Source organism: Stenotrophomonas sp. B2, assembly GCF_014947095.1.
GTDB classification, from domain to species: domain Bacteria; phylum Pseudomonadota; class Gammaproteobacteria; order Xanthomonadales; family Xanthomonadaceae; genus Stenotrophomonas; species Stenotrophomonas maltophilia_P.
This window is the reverse complement of the sequence record NZ_JADCQA010000004.1, coordinates 48,029-68,312: the sequence shown is the minus strand read 5'-3', so window position 1 is coordinate 68,312 and position 20,284 is coordinate 48,029. Positions and strand designations below refer to the sequence as shown.

General features: G+C 68.4%; 18 protein-coding genes. 7 read left to right on the top strand and 11 right to left on the bottom strand.

The genetic code is table 11. The features are described from left to right. Positions 1-30 precede the first annotated feature (30 nt). Complete coding sequence (locus IMX13_RS05475) at positions 31-1,311, bottom strand: NAD(P)/FAD-dependent oxidoreductase (RefSeq protein WP_065181581.1); 1,281 nt, start codon at positions 1,309-1,311, stop codon at positions 31-33. Positions 1,312-1,430: 119 nt separating this feature from the next. Here IMX13_RS05475 and IMX13_RS05470 point away from each other — a divergent pair, with 119 nt between their 5' ends. Together IMX13_RS05470 and IMX13_RS05465 are read left to right on the top strand one after the other, a co-directional pair. Next, entirely contained in the window at positions 1,431-2,225 is a 795-nt protein-coding gene (locus IMX13_RS05470; protein ID WP_053515735.1) for an NYN domain-containing protein, read from the top strand. A gap of 106 nt (positions 2,226-2,331) precedes the next feature. Beyond that, on the top strand, positions 2,332-2,952 hold the full coding sequence (locus tag IMX13_RS05465) for a glutathione S-transferase (protein ID WP_065174440.1): 621 nt from the start codon (positions 2,332-2,334) through the stop codon (positions 2,950-2,952). Positions 2,953-3,011: 59 nt separating this feature from the next. Here the strand turns inward: IMX13_RS05465 and IMX13_RS05460 are convergent, their stop codons facing one another. Beyond that, positions 3,012-5,189 carry a primosomal protein N' gene (locus tag IMX13_RS05460; RefSeq protein ID WP_193395969.1) on the bottom strand — a complete coding sequence of 726 codons (2,178 nt, stop codon included), beginning with the start codon at positions 5,187-5,189 and terminating at the stop codon, positions 3,012-3,014. Between the two features lie 413 nt (positions 5,190-5,602). On the opposite strand from IMX13_RS05460, the gene IMX13_RS05455 reads away from it, so the two are divergent. The 4 genes from IMX13_RS05455 (at position 5,603) to sppA (ending at position 10,694) form a co-directional block, all read left to right on the top strand. Next, entirely contained in the window at positions 5,603-6,610 is a 1,008-nt protein-coding gene (locus tag IMX13_RS05455; protein WP_128987728.1) for a hypothetical protein, read from the top strand. Continuing rightward, positions 6,603-7,172 carry a DUF3106 domain-containing protein gene (locus tag IMX13_RS05450; protein WP_193395968.1) on the top strand — a complete coding sequence of 190 codons (570 nt, stop codon included), beginning with the start codon at positions 6,603-6,605 and terminating at the stop codon, positions 7,170-7,172. Before IMX13_RS05455 ends, IMX13_RS05450 begins: the two co-directional genes overlap by 8 nt. Positions 7,173-7,297: 125 nt before the next feature. After that, the gene (locus tag IMX13_RS05445; RefSeq protein WP_053515745.1) at positions 7,298-8,662 is read left to right on the top strand and encodes an MATE family efflux transporter; all 1,365 of its coding nucleotides are present in this window, start codon (positions 7,298-7,300) and stop codon (positions 8,660-8,662) included. A 109-nt stretch (positions 8,663-8,771) separates the two neighbouring features. Then, complete coding sequence (gene sppA, locus IMX13_RS05440; RefSeq protein WP_053515746.1) at positions 8,772-10,694, top strand: signal peptide peptidase SppA; 1,923 nt, start codon at positions 8,772-8,774, stop codon at positions 10,692-10,694. 100 nt (positions 10,695-10,794) lie between these two features. Here the strand turns inward: sppA and IMX13_RS05435 are convergent, their stop codons facing one another. Then, on the bottom strand, positions 10,795-11,007 hold the full coding sequence (locus IMX13_RS05435; protein ID WP_053515748.1) for a hypothetical protein: 213 nt from the start codon (positions 11,005-11,007) through the stop codon (positions 10,795-10,797). A gap of 111 nt (positions 11,008-11,118) precedes the next feature. On the opposite strand from IMX13_RS05435, the gene IMX13_RS05430 reads away from it, so the two are divergent. After that, positions 11,119-11,895, top strand: coding sequence for an SDR family oxidoreductase (locus IMX13_RS05430; RefSeq protein ID WP_065181584.1), 777 nt, complete (start codon positions 11,119-11,121; stop codon positions 11,893-11,895). A 38-nt stretch (positions 11,896-11,933) separates the two neighbouring features. Here the strand turns inward: IMX13_RS05430 and IMX13_RS05425 are convergent, their stop codons facing one another. The 8 genes from IMX13_RS05425 to dprA all read right to left on the bottom strand — a co-directional run bounded on the left by IMX13_RS05425 (position 11,934) and on the right by dprA (position 20,219). Beyond that, the gene (locus tag IMX13_RS05425; RefSeq protein WP_111186263.1) at positions 11,934-12,656 is read right to left on the bottom strand and encodes a hypothetical protein; all 723 of its coding nucleotides are present in this window, start codon (positions 12,654-12,656) and stop codon (positions 11,934-11,936) included. A 25-nt stretch (positions 12,657-12,681) separates the two neighbouring features. Beyond that, positions 12,682-13,356, bottom strand: a complete 675-nt coding sequence (locus IMX13_RS05420) for a DUF4124 domain-containing protein (protein ID WP_128987731.1) — start codon at positions 13,354-13,356, stop codon at positions 12,682-12,684. Between the two features lie 56 nt (positions 13,357-13,412). After that, positions 13,413-14,003, bottom strand: coding sequence for a Sua5/YciO/YrdC/YwlC family protein (locus IMX13_RS05415; RefSeq protein ID WP_080375246.1), 591 nt, complete (start codon positions 14,001-14,003; stop codon positions 13,413-13,415). Between the two features lie 105 nt (positions 14,004-14,108). Then, the gene (locus IMX13_RS05410; RefSeq protein ID WP_193395967.1) at positions 14,109-16,625 is read right to left on the bottom strand and encodes a DNA topoisomerase I; all 2,517 of its coding nucleotides are present in this window, start codon (positions 16,623-16,625) and stop codon (positions 14,109-14,111) included. Between the two features lie 191 nt (positions 16,626-16,816). Then, positions 16,817-17,749 carry an RDD family protein gene (locus IMX13_RS05405; RefSeq protein WP_193395966.1) on the bottom strand — a complete coding sequence of 311 codons (933 nt, stop codon included), beginning with the start codon at positions 17,747-17,749 and terminating at the stop codon, positions 16,817-16,819. Between the two features lie 48 nt (positions 17,750-17,797). Next, positions 17,798-18,535: a pilin gene (locus IMX13_RS19020; protein WP_193395965.1), complete on the bottom strand. Its 738-nt coding sequence runs from the start codon at positions 18,533-18,535 to the stop codon at positions 17,798-17,800. 39 nt (positions 18,536-18,574) lie between these two features. Beyond that, a complete protein-coding gene (locus tag IMX13_RS05395; RefSeq protein ID WP_053517108.1) occupies positions 18,575-19,048 on the bottom strand; it encodes a DUF494 family protein in 474 nt (157 codons plus the stop codon). 43 nt (positions 19,049-19,091) lie between these two features. Then, on the bottom strand, positions 19,092-20,219 hold the full coding sequence (dprA, locus tag IMX13_RS05390; protein ID WP_193395964.1) for a DNA-processing protein DprA: 1,128 nt from the start codon (positions 20,217-20,219) through the stop codon (positions 19,092-19,094). Between the last annotated feature and the right edge of the window lie 65 nt (positions 20,220-20,284).

Sequence of the window (20,284 nt, the reverse complement as noted above, 5' to 3'; positions counted from 1 at the left end):
AAAGGGATCTGACCCCGTTGCAGACCTGCGCTACCGTTTCGGCCGGCGGTCATCCTGGTCATCGCCGAAGATGATGCGTGCGCTGCGCTGGTAGCTCCAATACGCCACCGCCCAGTTCAGCAGCACCACGATGCGGTTGCGGAAGCCGATCAGGAAGAACACGTGCGCGGCCAGCCAGAACCACCAGGCCAGCACGCCCGACAGCTGCAGGCGCCCCAGGTGCACGATGGCGGCCATGCGGCCGATGGTGGCCAGGTTGCCGTAGTCCGCGTACTTGAAGGGCCCGGGCTCCGGCCTGCCGTGCAGGCGTGCACGGATGACCTCGGCCACGTACTTGCCCATCTGCTTGGCGGCGGGCGCTACGCCGGGCACGGGCTTGCCGTTGGCCTGGTTCACCGCGGCCAGATCGCCGGCCACGAACAGTTCCGGATGCCCGGGCAGGGTCAGGTCCGGCTGCACCTGCACGCGCCCGGCACGGTCCAGTGGCACGTCCAGCGTGCGCGCCAGCGGCGAGGCGGCCACGCCGGCCGCCCACACCACGGTGCGCGCCGGCACGAACTGGTCACCCAGCGTGAAGCCCTGGCTGTCGATGTTGCTCACCGGCGTTCCGGTCAGCACTTCCACACCCAGCTTTTCCAGCTGCCGGCGCGCCTTCAGCGAGAGCACTTCCGGGAACGAGGACAGCACGCGTGGACCGGCTTCCACCAGGCGCACCTTGGCGCTGGCCGGATCGATGTGGCGGAATTCATTGCGCAGCGTATGGCGTGCAATCTCGGCCAGGGTGCCCGCCAGTTCGACGCCGGTCGGGCCGCCGCCGACGACGGCAAAGCTGAGCCACGCCGCCTTCCTGGCCGGGTCCGGTTCGGCTTCGGCGCGCTCGAACGCCAGCAGCAGCTTGCGGCGCAGGGCAATGGCATCGTCGAGGGTCTTCAGGCCGGGCGCATCATCGGCCCACTGGTCGTTGCCGAAGTAGGCGTGAGTGGCGCCGGTAGCCAGCAGCAGGCTGTCGTAGTCCAGCGTGCTGCCGTCGGCCAGCCGCACCTGGCGGACCTGCCTGTCGATGGCCACGACCTCACCGAGCCGCACTTCCACGTTGCGCTGGTGGCCGAGGATGTGGCGCAGCGGTGCGGCGATGTCCGGCGCTGACAGGCCTGCGGTCGCGACCTGGTACAGCAGCGGCTGGAACAGGTGATGGTTGCGGCGGTCGACCAGGGTGATGCGGATGCGTTCGCGTGCCAGCGCACGGGTGGCCCAGAGGCCGGCAAAACCGCCGCCGACAACGACCAGGTGGGGAACGCGCTCACGACTCATCGACTCACTCCAGGGGGCATGGGGAACCGTCCGGCATCTTCGCACGGCGGCGGCCTGTCACGTCAGCGTGCGCGCGGATCGGCGATACTCGGATTCAGGCAACCGCCAGCGAGAGGCCCATGAGCGAACCGGAAAAGCGCATCGCCCTGTTGATCGACGCCGACAACGCGCCCGCATCGAAGATCGACGAAGTGCTGGCGGAGGTGGCCCGCTACGGCGTGGCCAATGTCCGCCGTGCCTACGGCAACTGGAAGAGCCCACGGCTGAAAGGCTGGGAGGCGGTGCTGCACGAGTACGCGATCCGGCCCATCCAGCAGTTCGCCTACAGCAAGGGCAAGAACGCCTCGGACATGGCCATGGTGATCGATGCGATGGACCTGCTGTACGCGCGCAACCTCGACGGCTTCGCCATCGTCTCCAGCGATGCTGATTTCACTCCAATGGTGATGCGGCTGTTGACCGACGGGGTGAAGGTGTATGGCTTCGGCGAAAAGAAGACGCCGGAGCCCTTCGTCAATGCCTGTTCCAAATTCACCTATCTGGAAGCACTGGGCCAGGCCCATGCCAGCGTGCCGGAAGTGGAACAGGGCACGGCAGAGCCGGGTGCCATCGAGCCGGCCACCGGTGAGACGGGCAGCGGCGAGGAAGTGCGCCCGCGCAAGAGCGGCGCGGAAATGCGCAGCGATACACGTCTGGTGAAGATGCTGCGCCGCGCCGTGTCCGCAGCGGAAGGCGAAGACGGCTGGTCGCACCTGGGGCCGGTGGGCAGCCAGATCGCCAACCAGGCCTCGTTCGATTCGCGCAACTATGGCTATGGAAAGCTGAGTGATCTGCTGGCGGCGATCGGTCTGTTCGAACTGAAGAAGGATGGCAAGTCGTCCTACGTGCGCGCGCTGCCGAAGAAGAACCGGTAGCGCCGGGCCATGCCCGGCCGACGCCCCCGCGCATCATTCCGCACGCCCACATGTACACCGATCAGGCGTATCGTTGCCGCTCGCATTGCCCGCAAGGAATACCCGCATGTTGAAGATCTGGGGCCGTCGCAATTCCAGCAACGTCCGCAAGGTGCTGTGGTGTGCCGAAGAGATCGGCCTGCCCTACGAGTCCATCGAAGTGGGCGGCAGCCACGGTGGCACACAGACGCCGGAATACCTGGCGATGAACCCCAACAGCCTGGTGCCGGTGATCGAGGACCAGGGCCTGCCGCTGTGGGAGTCCAACGCCATCGTGCGTTACCTGAGCGCGCGCTACGCGCTGGGGACACTGTACGCGGAGGATCCGATGGAACGCGCACAGGCCGAGAAATGGATGGACTGGAGCACCTCGCGGATGGCGCCGCTGTACAGCGATCTGATCTGGGGCATCATGCGCACCGCGCCGGCAGACCGCGACGAATCGCGCATCAATGCCGCCATCGTCCGCGCCGCCGATTACCTGGCGATGGCCGATGCGACGCTGGCCACGCAGCCGTGGCTGTCGGGCGCGACATTCGCGATGGGCGACATCCCGTTGGGTTCACTGGTGTACGCCTGGTATGAACTGCCGATCCAGCGTCCGGACCTGCCCCACCTGGCCGAGTGGTACGCCCGCCTGCGTGAGCGACCCGCTTACCAGCGCGGCGTGATGTCACCGCTGACGTAAGCGGGAATCGCGTGCGGTAACGATGGCGCCGGGCCATGCCCGGCGGATTCCGCTTGCATTCAATACAGATCCGTCGGATCCACATCCAGCGACCAGCGCACCTTGCGGGCTTCCGGCAAGGCATACAGCTGCGGTACCAGCTGCGCCAGCACGCCGTGCAGAGGCGGGCGCTGTGCCGATGAGAGCAGCAGCTGCGTGCGCTGGTAGCCGGCCCGGCGCGGCATCGGTGCCGGCATCGGTCCGTACGCTTCCACCAGCGCCTGTTCGCCCAGCAGTCGCCGTGCAGCCAGCAGGAACGCGTTGGCGTGCTCCACCTGCTGCGCTTCGGCACGCATCAGTGCCAGATGCGCGAATGGCGGGAAGCCGGCGGCCTGCCGCTGGTTCAGCTCGGCCTGCGCGAACGGGTGGTAGCCGCCGTTGACCAGCGTCTCCAGCAGGGGATGACCCGGATGGTGGGTCTGCAGCCACACCTCGCCCGGATCGCGGGCGCGCCCGGCGCGGCCGGCGACCTGGATCAACTGCTGCGCAAGTTTCTCGCTGGCGCGGAAATCGGCCGAGAACAGGCCCTCGTCGATGCCGACCACCACCACCAGCGTGAGTCTGGGCAGATCGTGGCCCTTGGCCAGGATCTGCGTGCCGACCAGGATGCCGGCCTGGTCCCCCAGCTTGGCCAGCTGCTGTTCCAGCGCATCGCGGCGGGCGGTGGTGCCACGGTCGATGCGCACCACCGGGTACTCGGCGAAGGCGGCGGTGAGGTGCTCCTCCAGCCGCTCGGTGCCGATTCCCTGTGGCTGCAGGGCCAGGCTGCCGCAGGCGGGGCAGGCCAGTGGCGCCGGTTGCCGCGCACCGCAGTGATGGCACTGCAGGCGACGGCCGCCGCCATGCACGGTCATCGGCGCATCACAGCGCTGGCACGGCGCCGTCCAGCCGCAGTCATGGCACAGCAGTACCGGTGCGTAACCACGCCGGTTCTTGAACACCAGCACCTGCTGGCCGCGCTGCAGGTGCTCGCCGATGCCGGCCAGCACTTCGGCCGAGAGACCGTCCTGCAGGGGACGCTTGCGCACATCCAGGATGCGCACGCGTGGCGGCCGAGCGTCGCCGGCGCGCTGCTTCAGGCGCAGGTGCAGGTAACGACCGGCATAGGCGTTGTGCAGGGTTTCCAGCGACGGTGTCGCGCTGCCCAGCAGCACCGGAACCCCCATCGCCTTGGCACGCACCAGGGCGAAATCGCGCGCGTGGTAGCGGATGCCGTCCTGCTGCTTGTAGCTGCCGTCATGTTCCTCGTCCACGATCAGCAGGCCGGCCTGCGGCAGCGGCGTGAACACCGCCGAGCGGGTGCCGACGATCACCCGCGCTTCGCCGCGCGAGGCGGCTGCCCAGACGCGCGCGCGCTCGTTGTCGTTCAATCCCGAATGCAGCGCATGCACGGCGATGCCCAGGCGGCCGCGGAAACGCGCCAGGGTCTGCGGCGTCAGTCCGATTTCGGGCACCAGCACCAGCGCCTGCCGGCCTTGGGCCAGGCAGTGGATGATCGCCTGCAGGTAGACCTCGGTCTTGCCGCTGCCGGTCACCCCATCGAGCAGGAAGGGCTGGAACCCCTCCGCGGCGTTGATCGCGGCAACGGCTTCGGCCTGGTCCGGATTGAGGGTCGGGCCGGGCAGCGGTTGCGCGTGCTGTGGCGCCACGCTCAGTGCAACGCGCTCGGCCAGTGCGCGCTTGCCGAGACTGCGCGCCGCGCTGCGCCAGTCCTCCATGCGCGCCCCCAGCACGTCCTCGTCCACGACGGCGTCGGCCAGCAGTTCCGCCAACTGCCGCGGGCGGCTGCCTGCGCGCAGCGTGCCGCGCTGCGCGTGGCCTGCGGCGGTCAGCTGCCAGCCCCAATGATGGGTGTCGGGCAGGGCTTCGCCGTGCCGCAGCGGCCCCGGCAGGGCCGTGCTCAGCACTTCGCCCAGCGGCGCGTGGGTGTATCGGGCCAGCCATTGCAGGCTCTGCCACAGTTCGCCCTGCAGCAGGGGCGCGGGGTCGCACCACGCGAGCGCCTGACGCAGGCCCTGGCCGTCGTCGGCCTGGCCGTGGCCGGCCACCACGCCGATGAGTTCGCGGTTGCCGAACGGCACCTTCACCCGGCAGCCGACCGCCACGTCCGGGGCATCGCCCTGCGGCGACAGATAGTCGAACAGGCGGGGCAGGGGGACGGGCAGGGCGACCTGCAGGGTCGGAATCGGGTCGAGCATCGGGGCAGTGTAACGGGCCGTGTGCACCCGCATGCCGCCCGGAAGGCCCACACGGGGGACGTCGCCGAATCATAAATGTCACCTAAATATCGGTGTCCATTGGAGATTCAGTCTTATCCACACGTTCTGTGGATAACACTGTGCGTTACCGGTCAACGGCTGCGCAGGACGCCGATGGCGACGGCCTCGCCCTTGGGTTGGTCAAAAAATCGCCATACTTTAAAATGTATTAAAATCAATATGTTATGTGTGAAACATTGCTGAAACAGAGTGAATTCAGCGAGATGTCGCGGTTTTGCCGGGCGCCAGCGTGGTGCTGTGCACAACCTGCAGCATGAAGTGCCCACGGACGCAAGTCCTGCCGGGCGCCGATGGCCTGCCGCTATCATGCCGGCAGACCTCTGGAGTGACCGATGACCGCTGTGCCCGCCCCTGTTTCCTCGACCGCGGCCGGTGCGCTGTCGGCGTTTCTGCGTGGCGTAGAGCGCCGTGCCCTGGTAGTGGCGGAGCTGCAATGCGGCGACCCGGCCCGGGCCGAGCAGACCCTGGTGGCGGTGATGCGCGCCTTCTCGGCCGTTGCCAGCGATCTGCCGATGGCACAGTGGCCGACCCGCTTCTGGACCCTGCTGGGGCAGCGGCAGGCACTGCGCGAGCCGGCCCCGGGCCAGTGGCCGCCGGCACTCGCCGCACTGGGCGGCATGGCACCGCTGCCACGGCTGGCCCTGCTGCTGCGGGTGGGCGGCAGCCTGGATGAGAACATCGCCACGCGGGTACTCGATCGTGATGAGGCCGGCTACCAGCAGCTGCTGGCCGATGCCTGCCCGCGTGATGCCCAGGGTCAGCCGGATGCCGTTGCCTGGCGCGGCCTGGCCGAACAGGTGCAGCAGCGCATCCGCGACCTGCCGGCGCAGCGGCTGCAGCAGCTGCAGCAGCCGGCAGCTGCCACCAGCAGCAATCCGCAGGCGCCGACGTCCAGCTGGAGGGCACCGCAGCGCGATGAACGGAGCGCTGCCAGCCCCCGGCGCCGGCGCCCCGATGCCCGACCGCGCTGGCGCGGGCCGGCGATCCTGCTGCTGACGGTGGCAGTACTGCTGGCAGCCGCTCTGGGCTGGCGCCATTGGAGCGGTCGGTCGCTGGTGAGCGATGCGCCGCTGCCGGAGGGGGTGGTTGCCGAGGCCGGCCCGGTCACGGTCGAGGCGCTGCCGCCGAGCACGGTCGCTGCCACGCCGCAGGCGGACAGCGCCCCGGCCAGCGATGACGCAGCAATGCTGGCCGACCGCGATTATCCGTTGCTGGCCGAGGCCGATCTGTATGCCTGGACGGCCGCCGGTGGTCCGCTGCCGGTGGACGAGTCGCAGACCAAGCCGAGCCGGCCAGAGCCGGCCAGCGCAGTGCTGGAAACCGCCGCCGCCGATGAATAAGTCCGTGATCACCAGCCTGCTGCTGGCCATCCCGTTGTCGCTGTCCGCAACGCCCCAGACCCTGAATGTTCCACTGCCACCCGCGCCGGCGGCCGCGCCCGTGGTCCCGCCATCGGCGGCACCCACCGCGTTCGTCCAGCTCGACGCGCAGCAGCAGCGGCAGCGCCGCGCCGACTACGCCGCTTGGCGCGCGCTGCCGGAAAGCGAGCGCGAACGCATCCGTCAGGCGGCCACGCGGTTCGCCGCGCTGCCGGCCGCACAGCAGGAGCGCCTGCGCTCGCAATTCCAGGCACAGGACCAGGCGTTCCGCGATGGCTGGCGGTTGGGGCCGCAACTGGGCGTGGAGTTTCCCAAGCTGCATGGGCTGTTCGGCTTCCTGCCACCGCAGCAGCGCGACAGTGCACTGGCCGTGCTGCACCAGCTCAGCCCGGCACAGCTGGCGCAGTTGGCGCTGGTGGCCCAGCGCACGCCGCCGCAGGAACGCGATGCGGTGCGCAGCGCGTTCCTCGCCGTACCTGCTGCGGAACGAGACGCCTGGCTCAAGCGCCAGGCCGGCCAGTAAGCGCGCGGTCAAACCCAGCGTTCACGCCATGTCATGGGAATGAACGCACCGCGCGCGTAAGATGACGGCCCGCAACCCGGTGCCTGTGCCCTTCGCGCGCAACCGCAGTTCGCGTTCTGCATCCCATGTCCAACGCAACCTCCACGCCGCGCTTCAGCAAGGAAGTCGGCGCCACCGGTCTGCTCGCCCTGCCGCTCGTGCTCGGGCATGTCTCCACCGGCCTGATCTCCTTCGTCGACAACGTGATTGCCGGTCATCACGCCACCTCAACCCTGGCGGCCGTGACCATCGGCACGGCCCTGCTCTGGCTGCCGATGCTGATTCCGATCGGCACGCTGATCTCGCTGACCGCCTCCGTATCACAGCTGCACGGCGCCGGCCGCGAGCGCGAGATCGGTCCGCTGTTCCGGCAGGCGTTGTGGCTGGCGCTGGGCCTGGGCCTGATCATGTTCACCTTCCTCACGGTGGTGCCGCCGCTGCTGCCCGCCTTCGGCATCGCGCCGGACATCGTGCCCGGCGCAACAGCGTTCCTGCATGCGGTGCGCTGGGGCGGGCCGGCGCTGACGCTGTACTTCTGCATGCGCTATCTCAGCGAGGGCATGCACTGGACGCTGCCGACCATGTTGATCGGCTTCGGCGGCCTGGTGGTGCTGGCGCCGATGGGCTACGTGCTGGCCAACGGCAAGCTGGGCTTCCCGGAGCTGGGTGCCGAGGGCCTGGGCATCGCCTCGGCGGTGATGATGTGGTTGCAGGCAAGCGCATTTGCCCTCTATCTGTGGCGTACCCGGCGATTCGCCCATCTGCAGCTGTTCTCGCACTTCGAGTGGCCGCGCTGGAAGGCGATCTGGGACCTGCTGCGCACCGGTCTGCCGATCGGCATCACCGTGCTGATGGAAGGTGGGTTGTTCATCGTCACCGCGCTGCTGATCGGCCGCCTCGGCGCCAACGAGGCGGCAGCCCACCAGATCGCGATCAACGTGGCGCAGCTGTGCTTCATGATCCCGATGGGCGTGGCCGAGGCCACCACGGTGCGCGTGGGTCATGCAGTGGGGCGGGGTGATGGCTTCGGTGTGCGTCGTGCAGCCTGGGCCGGCTACGCGATCATCATGGGTACACAGACGTTGTCCGCGCTGGTGCTGCTGTTCGGCCACGATGCCATCGTCGGGGTGTACACCAACGATCTGGCGGTGGCCGGCCTGGCCTCCACGCTGCTGCTGTACGCGGCCACCTTCCAGTTCCCGGACGGCATCCAGGTGCTGTCGGCCGGAGCTCTGCGCGGCCTGAAGGACACCCGCGTGCCGATGTTCATCGCCATGTTCGCCTACTGGGGCCTGGGCATGCCGCTCGGCGCCGGGCTCGGCCTGGGGCTGGGCATGGGCCCGCAGGGCATGTGGATCGGCCTGATCGTCGGCCTCACTGCCGCCGCCATCCTGATGGGCTGGCGCCTGCGTCGCAGCAGCCAGCGCATCGGCCAGTCCGCGCTGTCCTGACCCTCCGCCCGTCACCCCGTGACGGGCGATCCCCTGACTTGTGTCCGATGCCGCCTCACACGGCACCGGCTATGCTGTTACCACGGCAAGAAGCCATCCGGAGCGCTCCATGAATCAACCCGTGCCCCCGCTGCCCCAGGCGCGTCGCAATCCCGTCGCCAGTTTCTTCATCGGGCTGTGGGACGTCATGAATTTCACCCGCCGGTTGATCCTCAACCTGGTGTTCTTCGGCCTGCTGTTCCTGCTGCTGGTGGTGTTCGTCATCGCCGCCGGCATGGGCGCCGGTGCCAGCAAATCGCTGCAGGACCGCACGACCCTGGTGATCGCACCGGAAGGGCGCCTGGTCGAGCAGTTCAGCGCCGATCCGGTCAGCCGCGCGCTGGCCAAGGCCGTGGGCGACAACAGCGCCGAAGAGGTCCAGCTGCGTGACCTGGTCCGGGTGATCGAGTCGGCGCGCGAGGACAAGAAGATCGAGCGCGTGGTGCTGGAACTGGACAAGCTGCAGCCCTCCGGCTTCGCCTCGCTGCGTGAAGTCGCCGCCGCGCTGCAGAGCCTGCGCGCGTCCGGCAAGCAGCTGGTGGCCTACAGCGAAAGCATGGGCCAGTCGCAGTACCTGCTGGCTGCGCAGGCCGACGAGGTCTACCTGGATCCGATGGGATCGGTGGTGCTCGAGGGTCTGGGCCGCTACCGCCAGTACTTCCGCTCCGGCCTGCAGGACAAGCTGGGCGTGGACGTGCACCTGTTCAAGGTGGGCGAGTACAAGTCCGCGGCCGAGCCCTATGTGCTTGATGCTGCTTCGCCGGCGGCCAAGGAAGCCGACCTGTACTGGATGAACGACGTGTGGCAGCGCTATCTGGGCGACATCGCCAAGGCGCGCCGGCTGGATCCGGCGCAACTGGCCGCCGGCATCGATACGCTGCCCGAAGGCGTGGCGGCTGCCGGTGGCGATCTGGCCAAGTTCGCCCTGCAGCAGAAGCTGGTGACCGCGCTGAAGACCCGCGAGGAGTTCGAAGACCTGATGATCGAACGCGGCGTGGCCGATGAAGACGCTGAGGGCGGCTTCCGCAATGTCGATTTCGGTCGCTACATGGCCCTGCTCGACGCCCGCCGTAGTCCGGTGGATGCACGCCCGCAGGTGGCCGTGGTGGTTGCCGCCGGCGAGATCAGTGGCGGTGACCTGCCGGCCGGCCGCATCGGTGGTGAGTCCACGTCGGCGCTGCTGCGCGCTGCGCGCGACGACGAGCAGGTCAAGGCCGTGGTGCTGCGCGTGAATTCGCCGGGTGGCGAAGTGTTCGCCTCCGAGCAGATCCGCCGTGAAGTGGTGGCCCTGCAGGCCGCCGGCAAGCCGGTGGTGGTGTCAATGGGTGACCTGGCCGCGTCCGGTGGTTACTGGATCAGCATGAATGCCGATCGCATCTACGCCGATCCCTCGACCATCACCGGTTCGATCGGCATCTTCGGCATGATCCCGAACTTCAGCCGCGCGCTGGACAAGATCGGCGTGCATACCGATGGTGTCGGTACCACGCGCTTCGCCGGTGCGTTCGACGTCACCCGTCCGATGGATCCGGCGGTGGGCCAGGTCATCCAGACGGTCATCAACAAGGGCTACGCCGACTTCACCGGACGTGTCGCCGAAGCACGCAAGAAGCCGGTCGAGGCCATTGATGAGGTGGCCCGTGGCCGTGTCTGGAGTGGCGCGCAGGCAAAGGAACGTGGTCTGGTCGATGCCTTCGGTGGCCTGAAAGACGCCGTGGCCGACGCCGCCAGCCGCGCCAAGCTGGGCGGCGAAGACAAGTTCCGCGTGCGTTACATCGAAAAGGCCGCGACCCCGTTCGCGCAGTTCGTCAGTGGGTTTGCCGGCAGCCGTACTGGTGCCTGGATGCTGTCCGATTCGGGCGTGGCGCGGATGATGCTGGCGCGCACGATGCCGGAAGTGGATACCCAGCTGCGCTTCGTCGAGAACGCCGCGCGCGAGAAGGGTAACGGCGCTCCGGTAAAGACCCTGGCGTACTGCTTCTGCGGGTTCTGAGCACAGCCAGCCACGCGTAGCGTGGATCGACGGAAAACGCCCGGCCCTTGGCCGGGCGTTTTCGTTTGGCGGCGCTCCGCTGACAGCGCCATCGCGGCGATCAGCGCGCTGCGTCGGCTTCCGCGCTGCGCTCGCGCTCGGCGCCATCATCGACGGTCTTCTGCACGGCGCGCGCGCGATCGATCGGTTGCTGCGCTGCACGGGCCAGTGCTTGGGGTTCCGGCGGCCGTTCCGGGTCCGGTGCCGGTGGGCGTTGGCAGCCGGCCAGCAATACAGTCGCCGACAGCAGTACGGACAGGATCAGGATGCGCATGGCGGCTCTCCACGACGGGCGTGCGGCCAGTGTGGCACCGCCGGCAGGGGCGTGCCGTGAGCGCGTATCCTTTCTGCATCGGAACACAGCGGGCGCAGCCCGGGAGGACACATGACACAGCAACGGTGGCGACTGGACGGGCAGACCGCACTGATCACCGGCGCCAGCGCCGGCATCGGCCTGGCCATCGCGCGTGAACTGGCCGGCTTCGGTGCCGACCTGATGATTGTCGGGCGCGACATCGACGCGCTGGAAACCGCGCGCGACGAGCTGGCCGACGCCTATCCCGACCAGCAGGTGCGCGCGCTTGCCGCCGACGTCTCCGACGACGAGGATCGCCGGCAGATCCTGGACTGGGTCGAGGACCATGCCGATGGCCTGCACGTGCTGGTCAACAATGCGGGTGGCAACATCACCCGCGCCGCCATCGACTATACCGAGGACGAGTGGCGCGGCATCTTCGAGACCAATCTGTTCTCGGCGTTTGAACTGTCGCGCTATGCGCATCCGCTGCTGGCACGTCACGCGTCGTCGGCCATCGTCAACGTCGGCAGCGTCTCCGGCCTGACCCATGTGCGCAGTGGCGTGGTGTACGGCATGAGCAAGGCGGCGATGCATCAGATGACCCGCAACCTGGCCGTGGAATGGGCCGAGGACGGCATCCGCGTGAACGCGGTGGCGCCGTGGTACATCCGCACGCGCCGCACCTCCGGGCCGTTGTCCGACCCTGACTACTACGAGGAAGTCATCGATCGCACGCCGATGCGCCGCATCGGTGAGCCGGAGGAAGTCGCCGCGGCCGTGGGCTTCCTGTGCCTGCCGGCGGCGAGTTATGTCACCGGCGAATGCATCGCCGTGGACGGCGGCTTCCTGCGCTACGGGTTCTGACCGTCACCGCGTTGGGCCCGCGCCACGCCGGCAGGTCCTCACCCCGGTACCGGGCAGTCGCTGGCCTCGAGCACGGCCTGCAGACGCTCGCGCTCGCTGCGCGCGGCGTCGAGGTTCTCCGGCGCGGCGAAGCGCTCACGCCCCCGGGCGTCGCGCAGGCGCTGCTGCCAGCTGCCGCAGCGCTGGATCTCGGGAACCTCCTCGCAGCGGTCGCGTACCACTTCGCAGCTGGCGGCATTGGCCGGGGTGACACCGCCAAGACCCTGTACGTCGAGCAGCACGCAGTGCGGTGGCGCCGCCTCGTACTCGTGCAGGTAGCGGCTTCCTTCCTCGCTGCTGCACTGGAAGATCGGCGGCAGCGGTGCCCGTGGCGCGGTGTCGCTGCGGCTTGCCGGGTCCGTCCGCAGCGGCAGCGCTGCGCTGTCCAGAATGGCGTCGCCGCCGCCAGCGGGTTCAACCATGCCCGCTTCCATGATGGTGCGCGCCTGGTCGAGCCCGCGCGGCGTGTCCGCCGCTGCCGGCGGCGGCGCTGACGACGGGGCGAGCTCCATTTCCTGGCCGGCGGGCGGCTCCACGCGCGGTGCCGGAGTCGCTGATGGCTCCGGTACCCGCTGGATCTGCTGCGTGCTGCCTTCGGGGCAGGGCGTGCGCTGCAGGGTAGGAACGTCGCTGCTGCTGAATGTGCAGCGGTAGATCACCATGTCCTCGGCGAACGCGTTTGCGGGCAGCAGCGCCAGAACCAGCCAGAGTGCTTTTCTCATGCGTGCAGCCTACACGGGCAGGGGCTCAACGCCCGCAGTCGCGCGACAGGCGCGCATCGATACCGCGCTGTTCGTTGCTGATCGCGGTGCGCTCGCTCTGCAGCGCGCTGTTGTAGCGGCGGTCCAGCTCCCAGCGGCGATCGCGCAGGCGCGAACAGACTTCCTGCGGCGGCAGCGCATGGCAGGTGTCGCGGACCAGGATGTTGCCTGCCGGCACCTGCACGCCGACGCCGACCGCAGGTGGCCGGTAGATCGGCGGACCTCCGGCCGATGCGCCCGTGGCCGGGCGAGGCCCGGGATGGCCTGGCCCGAAATGGCCGCGCGGCGACCAGACCGTGGTCCACAGCGGGACCCAGCGTGGATTGCCTTCGTTGCTGTCGCTGGTGTAACGCTCGCCGTCGGCGGTAACGCATTCGTACATCGGTTGCGGAGGCTGGACGTAGACGTGCCGGACCTCGCGCTCGATCACGGCCGGCGGCGTGCTGGTTGCGGGCGCGGCGTCGCTGCGCACCACCTGCGGCGCCGGATCACGCGGCCGCTGCAGGTCGCGCACTTCCTGGCGGCCGCTGCTGCACGGCGTGTCCTGCAGTGCCACGGCGCCATTGCTGCCGACACAGCGGTAGACACGCACATCGTCGCCGGCGGTGGCGGTCAATGGCAGCAGCAGGCTCAGGCAGAGGGCGGCGCGCAGCGGGCTCATGGAGGCAGCGTGCGGGATCCGGCGGCGCGGCGCAATCCGCGCGTCCACAGGGCGGCTCAGGATCGCAGGACGTTGCCGCTGAGCGCATCGCGGATCGGCGTCGGCTGGGCCAGGCCGCCGGTCGGGCCGTCCAGGATGCCGTCCAGCAGGCGCAGCAGGCGCGGATCCAGTTCCTCGCGGCTGCGTGCCGGTGGCTCGCCGGCCAGGTTGGCGCTGGTGGAGACCAGCGGCCCGCCCCACGCGTGGCACAGTGCCGCCACCAGCGGGTGGGCGCTGATGCGCACCGCGATGCCGCTGTGTTCGCCGGTGATCCAGCCTGGCGCGCGTGATCCGGCAGGAAGAATCCAGGTGTTGGCGCCGGGCCAGCTGGCCAGCACTGCACGCTGACGCTCGTCGGGCAACGCCTGCAGGCGTACCCAGCCTTCCAGCTGCGCCAGCTCGGCGGCCACCAGGATCATGCCTTTCTCGATCGGCCGCTGCTTCAGCCGCAGCACCGTGTGCACCGCCGCTTCGTGCGACGGGTCGCATCCCAGGCCCCAGACCGCTTCGGTGGGATAGGCGATCACGCCGCCGGAGCGCAGCAGGGTGACGGCAGAATCCAGGGTGAGTTCTTTCATGGTGGCGACCGGCCCGGCATGGGCCTTCATTATCCTCCCACCGCGTGCAGATGGGGTGGACCGGCGCCATCGAGGCGGCGGCGGACCAGGTACTGCACTGCCTGCGCCCGGCCCATGGCCGGGCGCTGTCCCACATCAGGCCTTCTTGACGACCTTCTTGGCCGCTTTCTTCGCCGGTGCCTTCTTGGCGGCGACCTTCTTTGCCGGCGCCTTTTTCGCGGCCGCCTTCTTGGCCGGTGCCTTCTTGGCCACTGCCTTCTTCGGCGCGGCTTCCTTCTTCACCGCTGCCTTCTTCACCGCTGCCTTCTTCGCCGGTGCCTTCTTGGCAGCGGCCTTTTTCGCGCCGAAGCCCTTGCGCACCGGCTTGCCGGTTTCTTCCATCAGCTGCTGCACTTCGGCCAGCGTCAGCGAGGCGGGCTCGCGGTCCTTGGGAATCTTGCCGTTCATCCTGCCGTCGCTGATGTACGGGCCGAAGCGGCCATTCAGCACCTGGATGTCGCTGCCTTCGAATTCCTTGATGATCCGGTTGCGCGCGATCTCTTCCTTCTCTTCGATCAGGAAGACGGCGCGGGCCAGGTCGATGGTGTACGGGTCGTCTTCCTTCTTCAGCGAGGCATAGGTGCTGCCACGCTTGGCGAACGGGCCGAAGCGACCAATGCCGACGCTGACCGGTTCGCCCTTGTCCTCACCCAGCGCGCGCGGCATCAGGAACAGCTCCAGCGCGTCTTCCAGGGTGATGGTGTGCATCGACTGGCCCGGGCGCAGCGAAGCGAACTTCGGCTTCTCCTCGGCATCTTCGGCGGTGCTGCCGATGGCGGCGTACGGCCCGAAGCGACCCAGGCGCACGCTGACCGGCTTGCCGGTCTTCGGGTCGGTGCCAAGCTCGCGCGCACCACTGGCTTCGGCACGATCGACCGATTCCTTCTTGTCCTCGACCAGCTCCTTGAACGGCTCCCAGAAGCGTGACATCAGCGGGATCCACTCTTCCTCGCCGCGCGAGACGGCGTCCAGCTCGTCTTCAAGCCTGGCGGTGAAGTCGTAGTCCACGTACTGGGTGAAGTGGCTGGACAGGAACTTGGACACTGCACGACCGACGTCGGACGGACGGAAGCTGCGACCTTCCATCTCCACGTACTTGCGGAACAGCAGGGTCTGGATGATCGAGGCGTAGGTCGAGGGACGACCGATCCCGTACTCTTCCAGCGCTTTGACCAGTGCCGCCTCGGTGAAGCGGGGCGGCGGCTGGGTGAAGTGCTGCTCGGCCAGGATGCGTTCCAGCGGCACGCGGTCGCCAGGCTTCATCGCCGGCAGCTTGCGGCCTTCGTCCTCGTCTTCGGCGCTCTTGCTGTCCTTGCCTTCCTCGTACACGGCCAGGAAGCCGGGCACGACCACGGTGGTGCCACTGGCACGGAAGACGTGTTCGCTGCCGGCCGACAGGTCGACGCTGACGGTGTTGAGCGTGGCCGGAATCATCTGGCACGCTACCGCGCGCTTCCAGATCAGTTCGTACAGCCTGCGCTCGTCGTCGGTCAGGAACCGCGACACCTGCGCCGGCGTGCGCAGCGCCGAGGTCGGTCGCACCGCTTCGTGCGCTTCCTGGGCGTTCTTGGACTTGGTCTGGTAGGTGTTGGGCTGGTCCGGCAGCGAACCGATGCCGTAATCGCGGGCGATCACGTCGCGGATTTCCGCCAGCGCATCCTGCGACAGGTTGACCGAGTCGGTACGCATGTAGGAGATCAGGCCGACCGTGCCTTCATCGCCGATCGCCACGCCTTCGTACAGCTTCTGCGCCACCTGCATGGTCTTGCGGGTGGTGAAGCCGAGCTTGCGCGAGGCTTCCTGCTGCAGGGTGGAGGTGGTGAACGGCGGCGCCGGGCGGCGCTTGCGCTCCTTGCTGGCCACGTCGGTGACGTGCAGCGAGCCCTGCGCCGCCTGCTGGATGCGCAGGCGCGCAGCCTCGGCGGTATCGCCGTCGGTGATGGTGAACTGTTCGAACTTCTGTCCGTCCAGCTTCACCAGCTTGGCATTGAAGTGCTGCGACGGGTGCGCGCATTCGGCAGCGATGGACCAGTATTCGCGCGCGATGAAGGCTTCGATCTCTTCCTCGCGCTCGACGATCATGCGCAGTGCCGGGCTCTGCACGCGGCCGGCGGACAGGCCGCGCTGGACCTTGCGCCACAGCACCGGCGACAGGTTGAAGCCGACCAGGTAGTCCAGCGCACGGCGTGCCTGCTGGGCGTCCACCAGATCGCTGGCGATGGCCCGCGGCTGGTTGATCGCTTCCTTGATGGCGCGCGGGGTGATCTCGGTGAAGACCACGCGCTGCATCGGCTTGTCCTTGACCAGCCCGCGCTCCTTCAGGATCTCGGCGATGTGCCAGCTGATCGCCTCGCCTTCGCGGTCCGGGTCGGTCGCCAGCAGGATGTCATCGGCGCCCTTGGCCGCCTTGGCGATCGCATCGACGTGCTTTTCGTTCTTGTCGATCACGTCGTAGTGCATGGCGAACCCGTTGTCCGGATCGACCGCGCCTTCCTTCGGGATCAGATCGCGCACGTGCCCATACGAGGCCAGGACGGTGTAGTCCTTGCCGAGGTATTTGTTGATCGTCTTGGCCTTGGCCGGCGATTCGACGATGAGCAGGTGCTTGGGCATGGCAGCAGTGTCTGTGGGGCGAGCCGCAGGGGAGGGGCCGCTAGGGTGGAGCAAACGGCCGCATTAGTGAAGCGGCCACGGGCAAATCCATAAACTGAACGCCCGGTTGGGTGCCGGGCGTTCAGGTTTCCTTATTAGAGGAATCACGCCCGGACGCTCCATGTCAAGCGCCCAGGCGTGAGGATGGCCGGTCAGGAGGCCATCTTGGCGATGAATCCGATGGCCGCCACCATCAGGACCAGGCCGGCCAGGGCCAGCAGGGCGGTGATGACCAGGATGGCGATGGTGACCACGCCCAGCTCGCGGCGTTGCAGCTGCGGCTGGTCGGTGAAGGCCCAGCGGTCCACCACCAGGGTGTCGCACATCATGTCGTGCAGGCCCTGCTTGCGCTCGGTGAACGCGGCCATCAGGTAGCCGATGCACAGGATCAGGCCGCTCAGCACGGCGGCCCAGTAGCGTCCGAAGGCACGTCCCACGGTCAGCCGGTCACCGTTGCTGCGCACGACCTTGATGCCGACGGCCATCTTGCCCAGGGTGGCACCGCCGCGCGAGGCGTGGAACCAGGTGTAGTACACCATGGAGATCACCAGGTTGAGCAGGCCGCTGACCAGCTGGCCCATGATCTCGATGGCCGACTCGCCGCTGCCGGCGGCCCCCATGCCCGCACCCAGTGCCAGGGCGGAAATGACGCCGATGATCGTGCCGGGGATGAGCAGCACGAAGTAGTCGATCACATAGGCAGCCACGCGCTTCCAGAAGCCGGCATAGACCACTTCGCCGCCCATCACCGGCTGCGCGTGGCCGGCCATGGCCGCGGTGCCCGGTGCGCTGTAGGGCGAACTGCTGAGCGCGCCGCTACCGGGCAGCGGCGCCGTGCCGTTGTCGATGGCCTGATAGTCGCTGCGCAGGTCGAAGCCGCCACTGTCAGCGGCCATGGTGGCGCTGGCCAGGGTCTGCAGGCCGAGCTCGTCGACCACCTGCCGCAGCGCGGCCCATTGCGCCATGCCCTCGCGCCAGACCAGCGTATCCAGTGTCAGCTGGCCGCGCTGGAAGCGCTGGCGGATGTCCTCGACCGGCAGCGGTCCCTGGCGTTGCTGTCCTTCGGCGAAATACCACTCAGTCATTGTGTGTCCCTCCTGGGTCGTCCTTGCTTGGGGTGTAGTGCCGATGGCTCAGCCGCGGCACTGCTGCGGCAGATACTTGTCGTTGCTTTCGCCGCTGCATTCCCAGCGGCCGCTGTCGCGGTCGTATTCCAGCCACAGCAGATCGCCATCGATGGTCTTGCCGGGCGCGGCCAGCGTGGCTTCGATACCGCAATGACCGTTGTTGAAGCGGCCGATGTGGACCGCTGACAGGGCTGCGGCGGAGAAGTCCCCCGGCGCCGGGAAACCGGCATCGTTGGCACCCGGGCAGCGTCCTTCCTCATCGGCGAAATGCTGCACCTGGTCCTTCAGCGGCTGCAGTGCGGTCAGCGACGTGGCGACCTTGGAGCGCAGGGTGTAGTCGTTGTAGGCAGGCAGCGCGATGGCCGCCAGGATCGCCACGATGGGTACCACCACCAGCAGCAGTGCCCCGCCGATGATGGCGGTCAGGGCGCAGCCGGACAGGCCCTTCTTCGGTGGCGGCAACGCGGCCGCGGGCGCACTGTGGGCATAGGGGGTTGCCGCCGGCAGTACCGGAGGCTGCGGGGCAGGGGGCTGCAGCCCGGGTTCGTCGCGGGCGGCATCGACGGCCGGTACGATCAGGCCGAGCTCATCCACCACGCTGCGCAATGGCTGCCATTGCGGCAGCCCATCGCGCCACACCAGGGTGTCCAGGCTGATCTGATTGTTGCGGAACAGCTCGACAAGCTGTTCTGCCGGCAGCGGGCCTTGCTGCCGGTTGCCTTCTGCATGGAACCACTCGCTCACGGGGCACGCTCCTGAATGCGCTATGCCCCAAGTGTACGGTCAGTGCAGGGGTTCTGGCTCGTCCATGAACATCTGCGTTTCCATCCAGGCGTAAGCCGCCTCGGCGCCGGGCTGGTTGAACAGCACCATCAGCACGACCCATTTCAGATCGTCCAGGTCCAGTTCGTCCTGGTCCAACGCCATCGCCCGGTCCAGCACCAGCTCGCGCTGGTCGGCATCGAGGATGCCGTGCTGCTCCAGGTACAGCAGGAAACCGCGGCATTCCACGTCCAGCTTGTCCAGCTCGGGCCCGTGATAGATGCGCACCGGGCCATCGACCCGCGCCTGGGCCACACTCGGACGCTGTGCCGCCAGGGCATCGAGCCAGTCGAATGCCTTGTTGATCTCGGTAGGGCTGAATCCGGCCTGGATCAGGCCGTTCTGGAGCGAATCGCGGTCACGGATCAGGTCCGCATCTTCGCTGAAATAGTGTTCAAACAGGTACAGCAGTACATCCAGGATGCTCTCTTTCATTGCCCCTCGGCCTGCGTCGCGCGACGCTGTGGAGGTGAAGAAACTAGGGAGTTCGACAGTAGCGGCCGTGTACGCAGACCACGATTCCCGCAAGTTCCATGGCCAGCAGCATGGAGGACACCTGCGGCGCCGTCAATCCACAGCGCGTGATCAGTGAATCCATACTGATTGGGTCAAGGTCCAGGGCCCGCCACAACCGCTGGTAGTCAGGGTCGCCGACCCAGCGTGCCGGCAGGTCGGCTGGCACTGCCTGTTCAGTGGGGGTGGCCAGCCGCGATTGCAAGGCCGGCAGGTGCTGGCGCAGGGCCGGGGCCAGCAGCTCCAGCACGTCCTCGGGCCGTTCCACCAGGGCGGCTCCCTCGCGGATCAGGCGATGGCAGCCGGCTGCCCGCGGATTGAGCACCGAGCCGGGCACGGCGCATACCTCGCGACCGGCCTCGGCGGCCAGGCGCGCCGTGATCAGGGCGCCGGAGCGGTGCGCCGCCTCGATCACCACGGTGGCCAGGGCCAGCCCGGCCACCAGCCGGTTGCGCGCCGGAAAGTGGCCGGGACGGGCAGCCGTACCGGGCAGGTACTCGCTGAGCACGGCACCCTCGGCGCCGATCCGGGCCTGCAGTGGCGCATGGTGGTCCGGATAGGCACGGTCGGGGCCCGTTCCGATGACGGCAACGGTACTGCCGCCGGCGTCCAGCACCGCAAGGTGGGCGGCCGCATCGATACCGGCCGCCAGCCCACTGGCGACCGCCAGTCCGGCTTCGGCGAAGCTGCCGGCAAAACGCGCCGCCAGTGCCCGACCGGCCGGTGTGGGTGAGCGGCTGCCAACCACCGCCACCGCCGGGCGCCAGGCCAGGCCGGGGTCGCCGGCCACGAACAGCGCCAGCGGCGGGTTGGGGACCTCCGGCAGCAGGGGCGGGAAGGCCGGGTCGGTAACGGCCAGCAGGTGATGGTGGTCGTCCTGCAGCCAGTGCAGGGCGGCTTTCGACCGCTGCGCATCGGGGCGTTCCAGTGCCGCGCACTGCTCCGGGGTGCAGCCATGGGCGCGCCAGCCGGCCACGCCCAGCGCAAGGGCCGCTTCGGCGCTGCCCGCGCCCTGCAGCAGTGCCCGCCGCGGCGCCAGCGCGCCTCCCGCCATCACCAGGCGCACCAGCGCCTCATCTGCCTGCTTGGTCATCCCCCCACTATCGACCGCAGACAACAAAGGCGCCCTAGGGCGCCTTCGCGTGCGGCTGTCAGGGA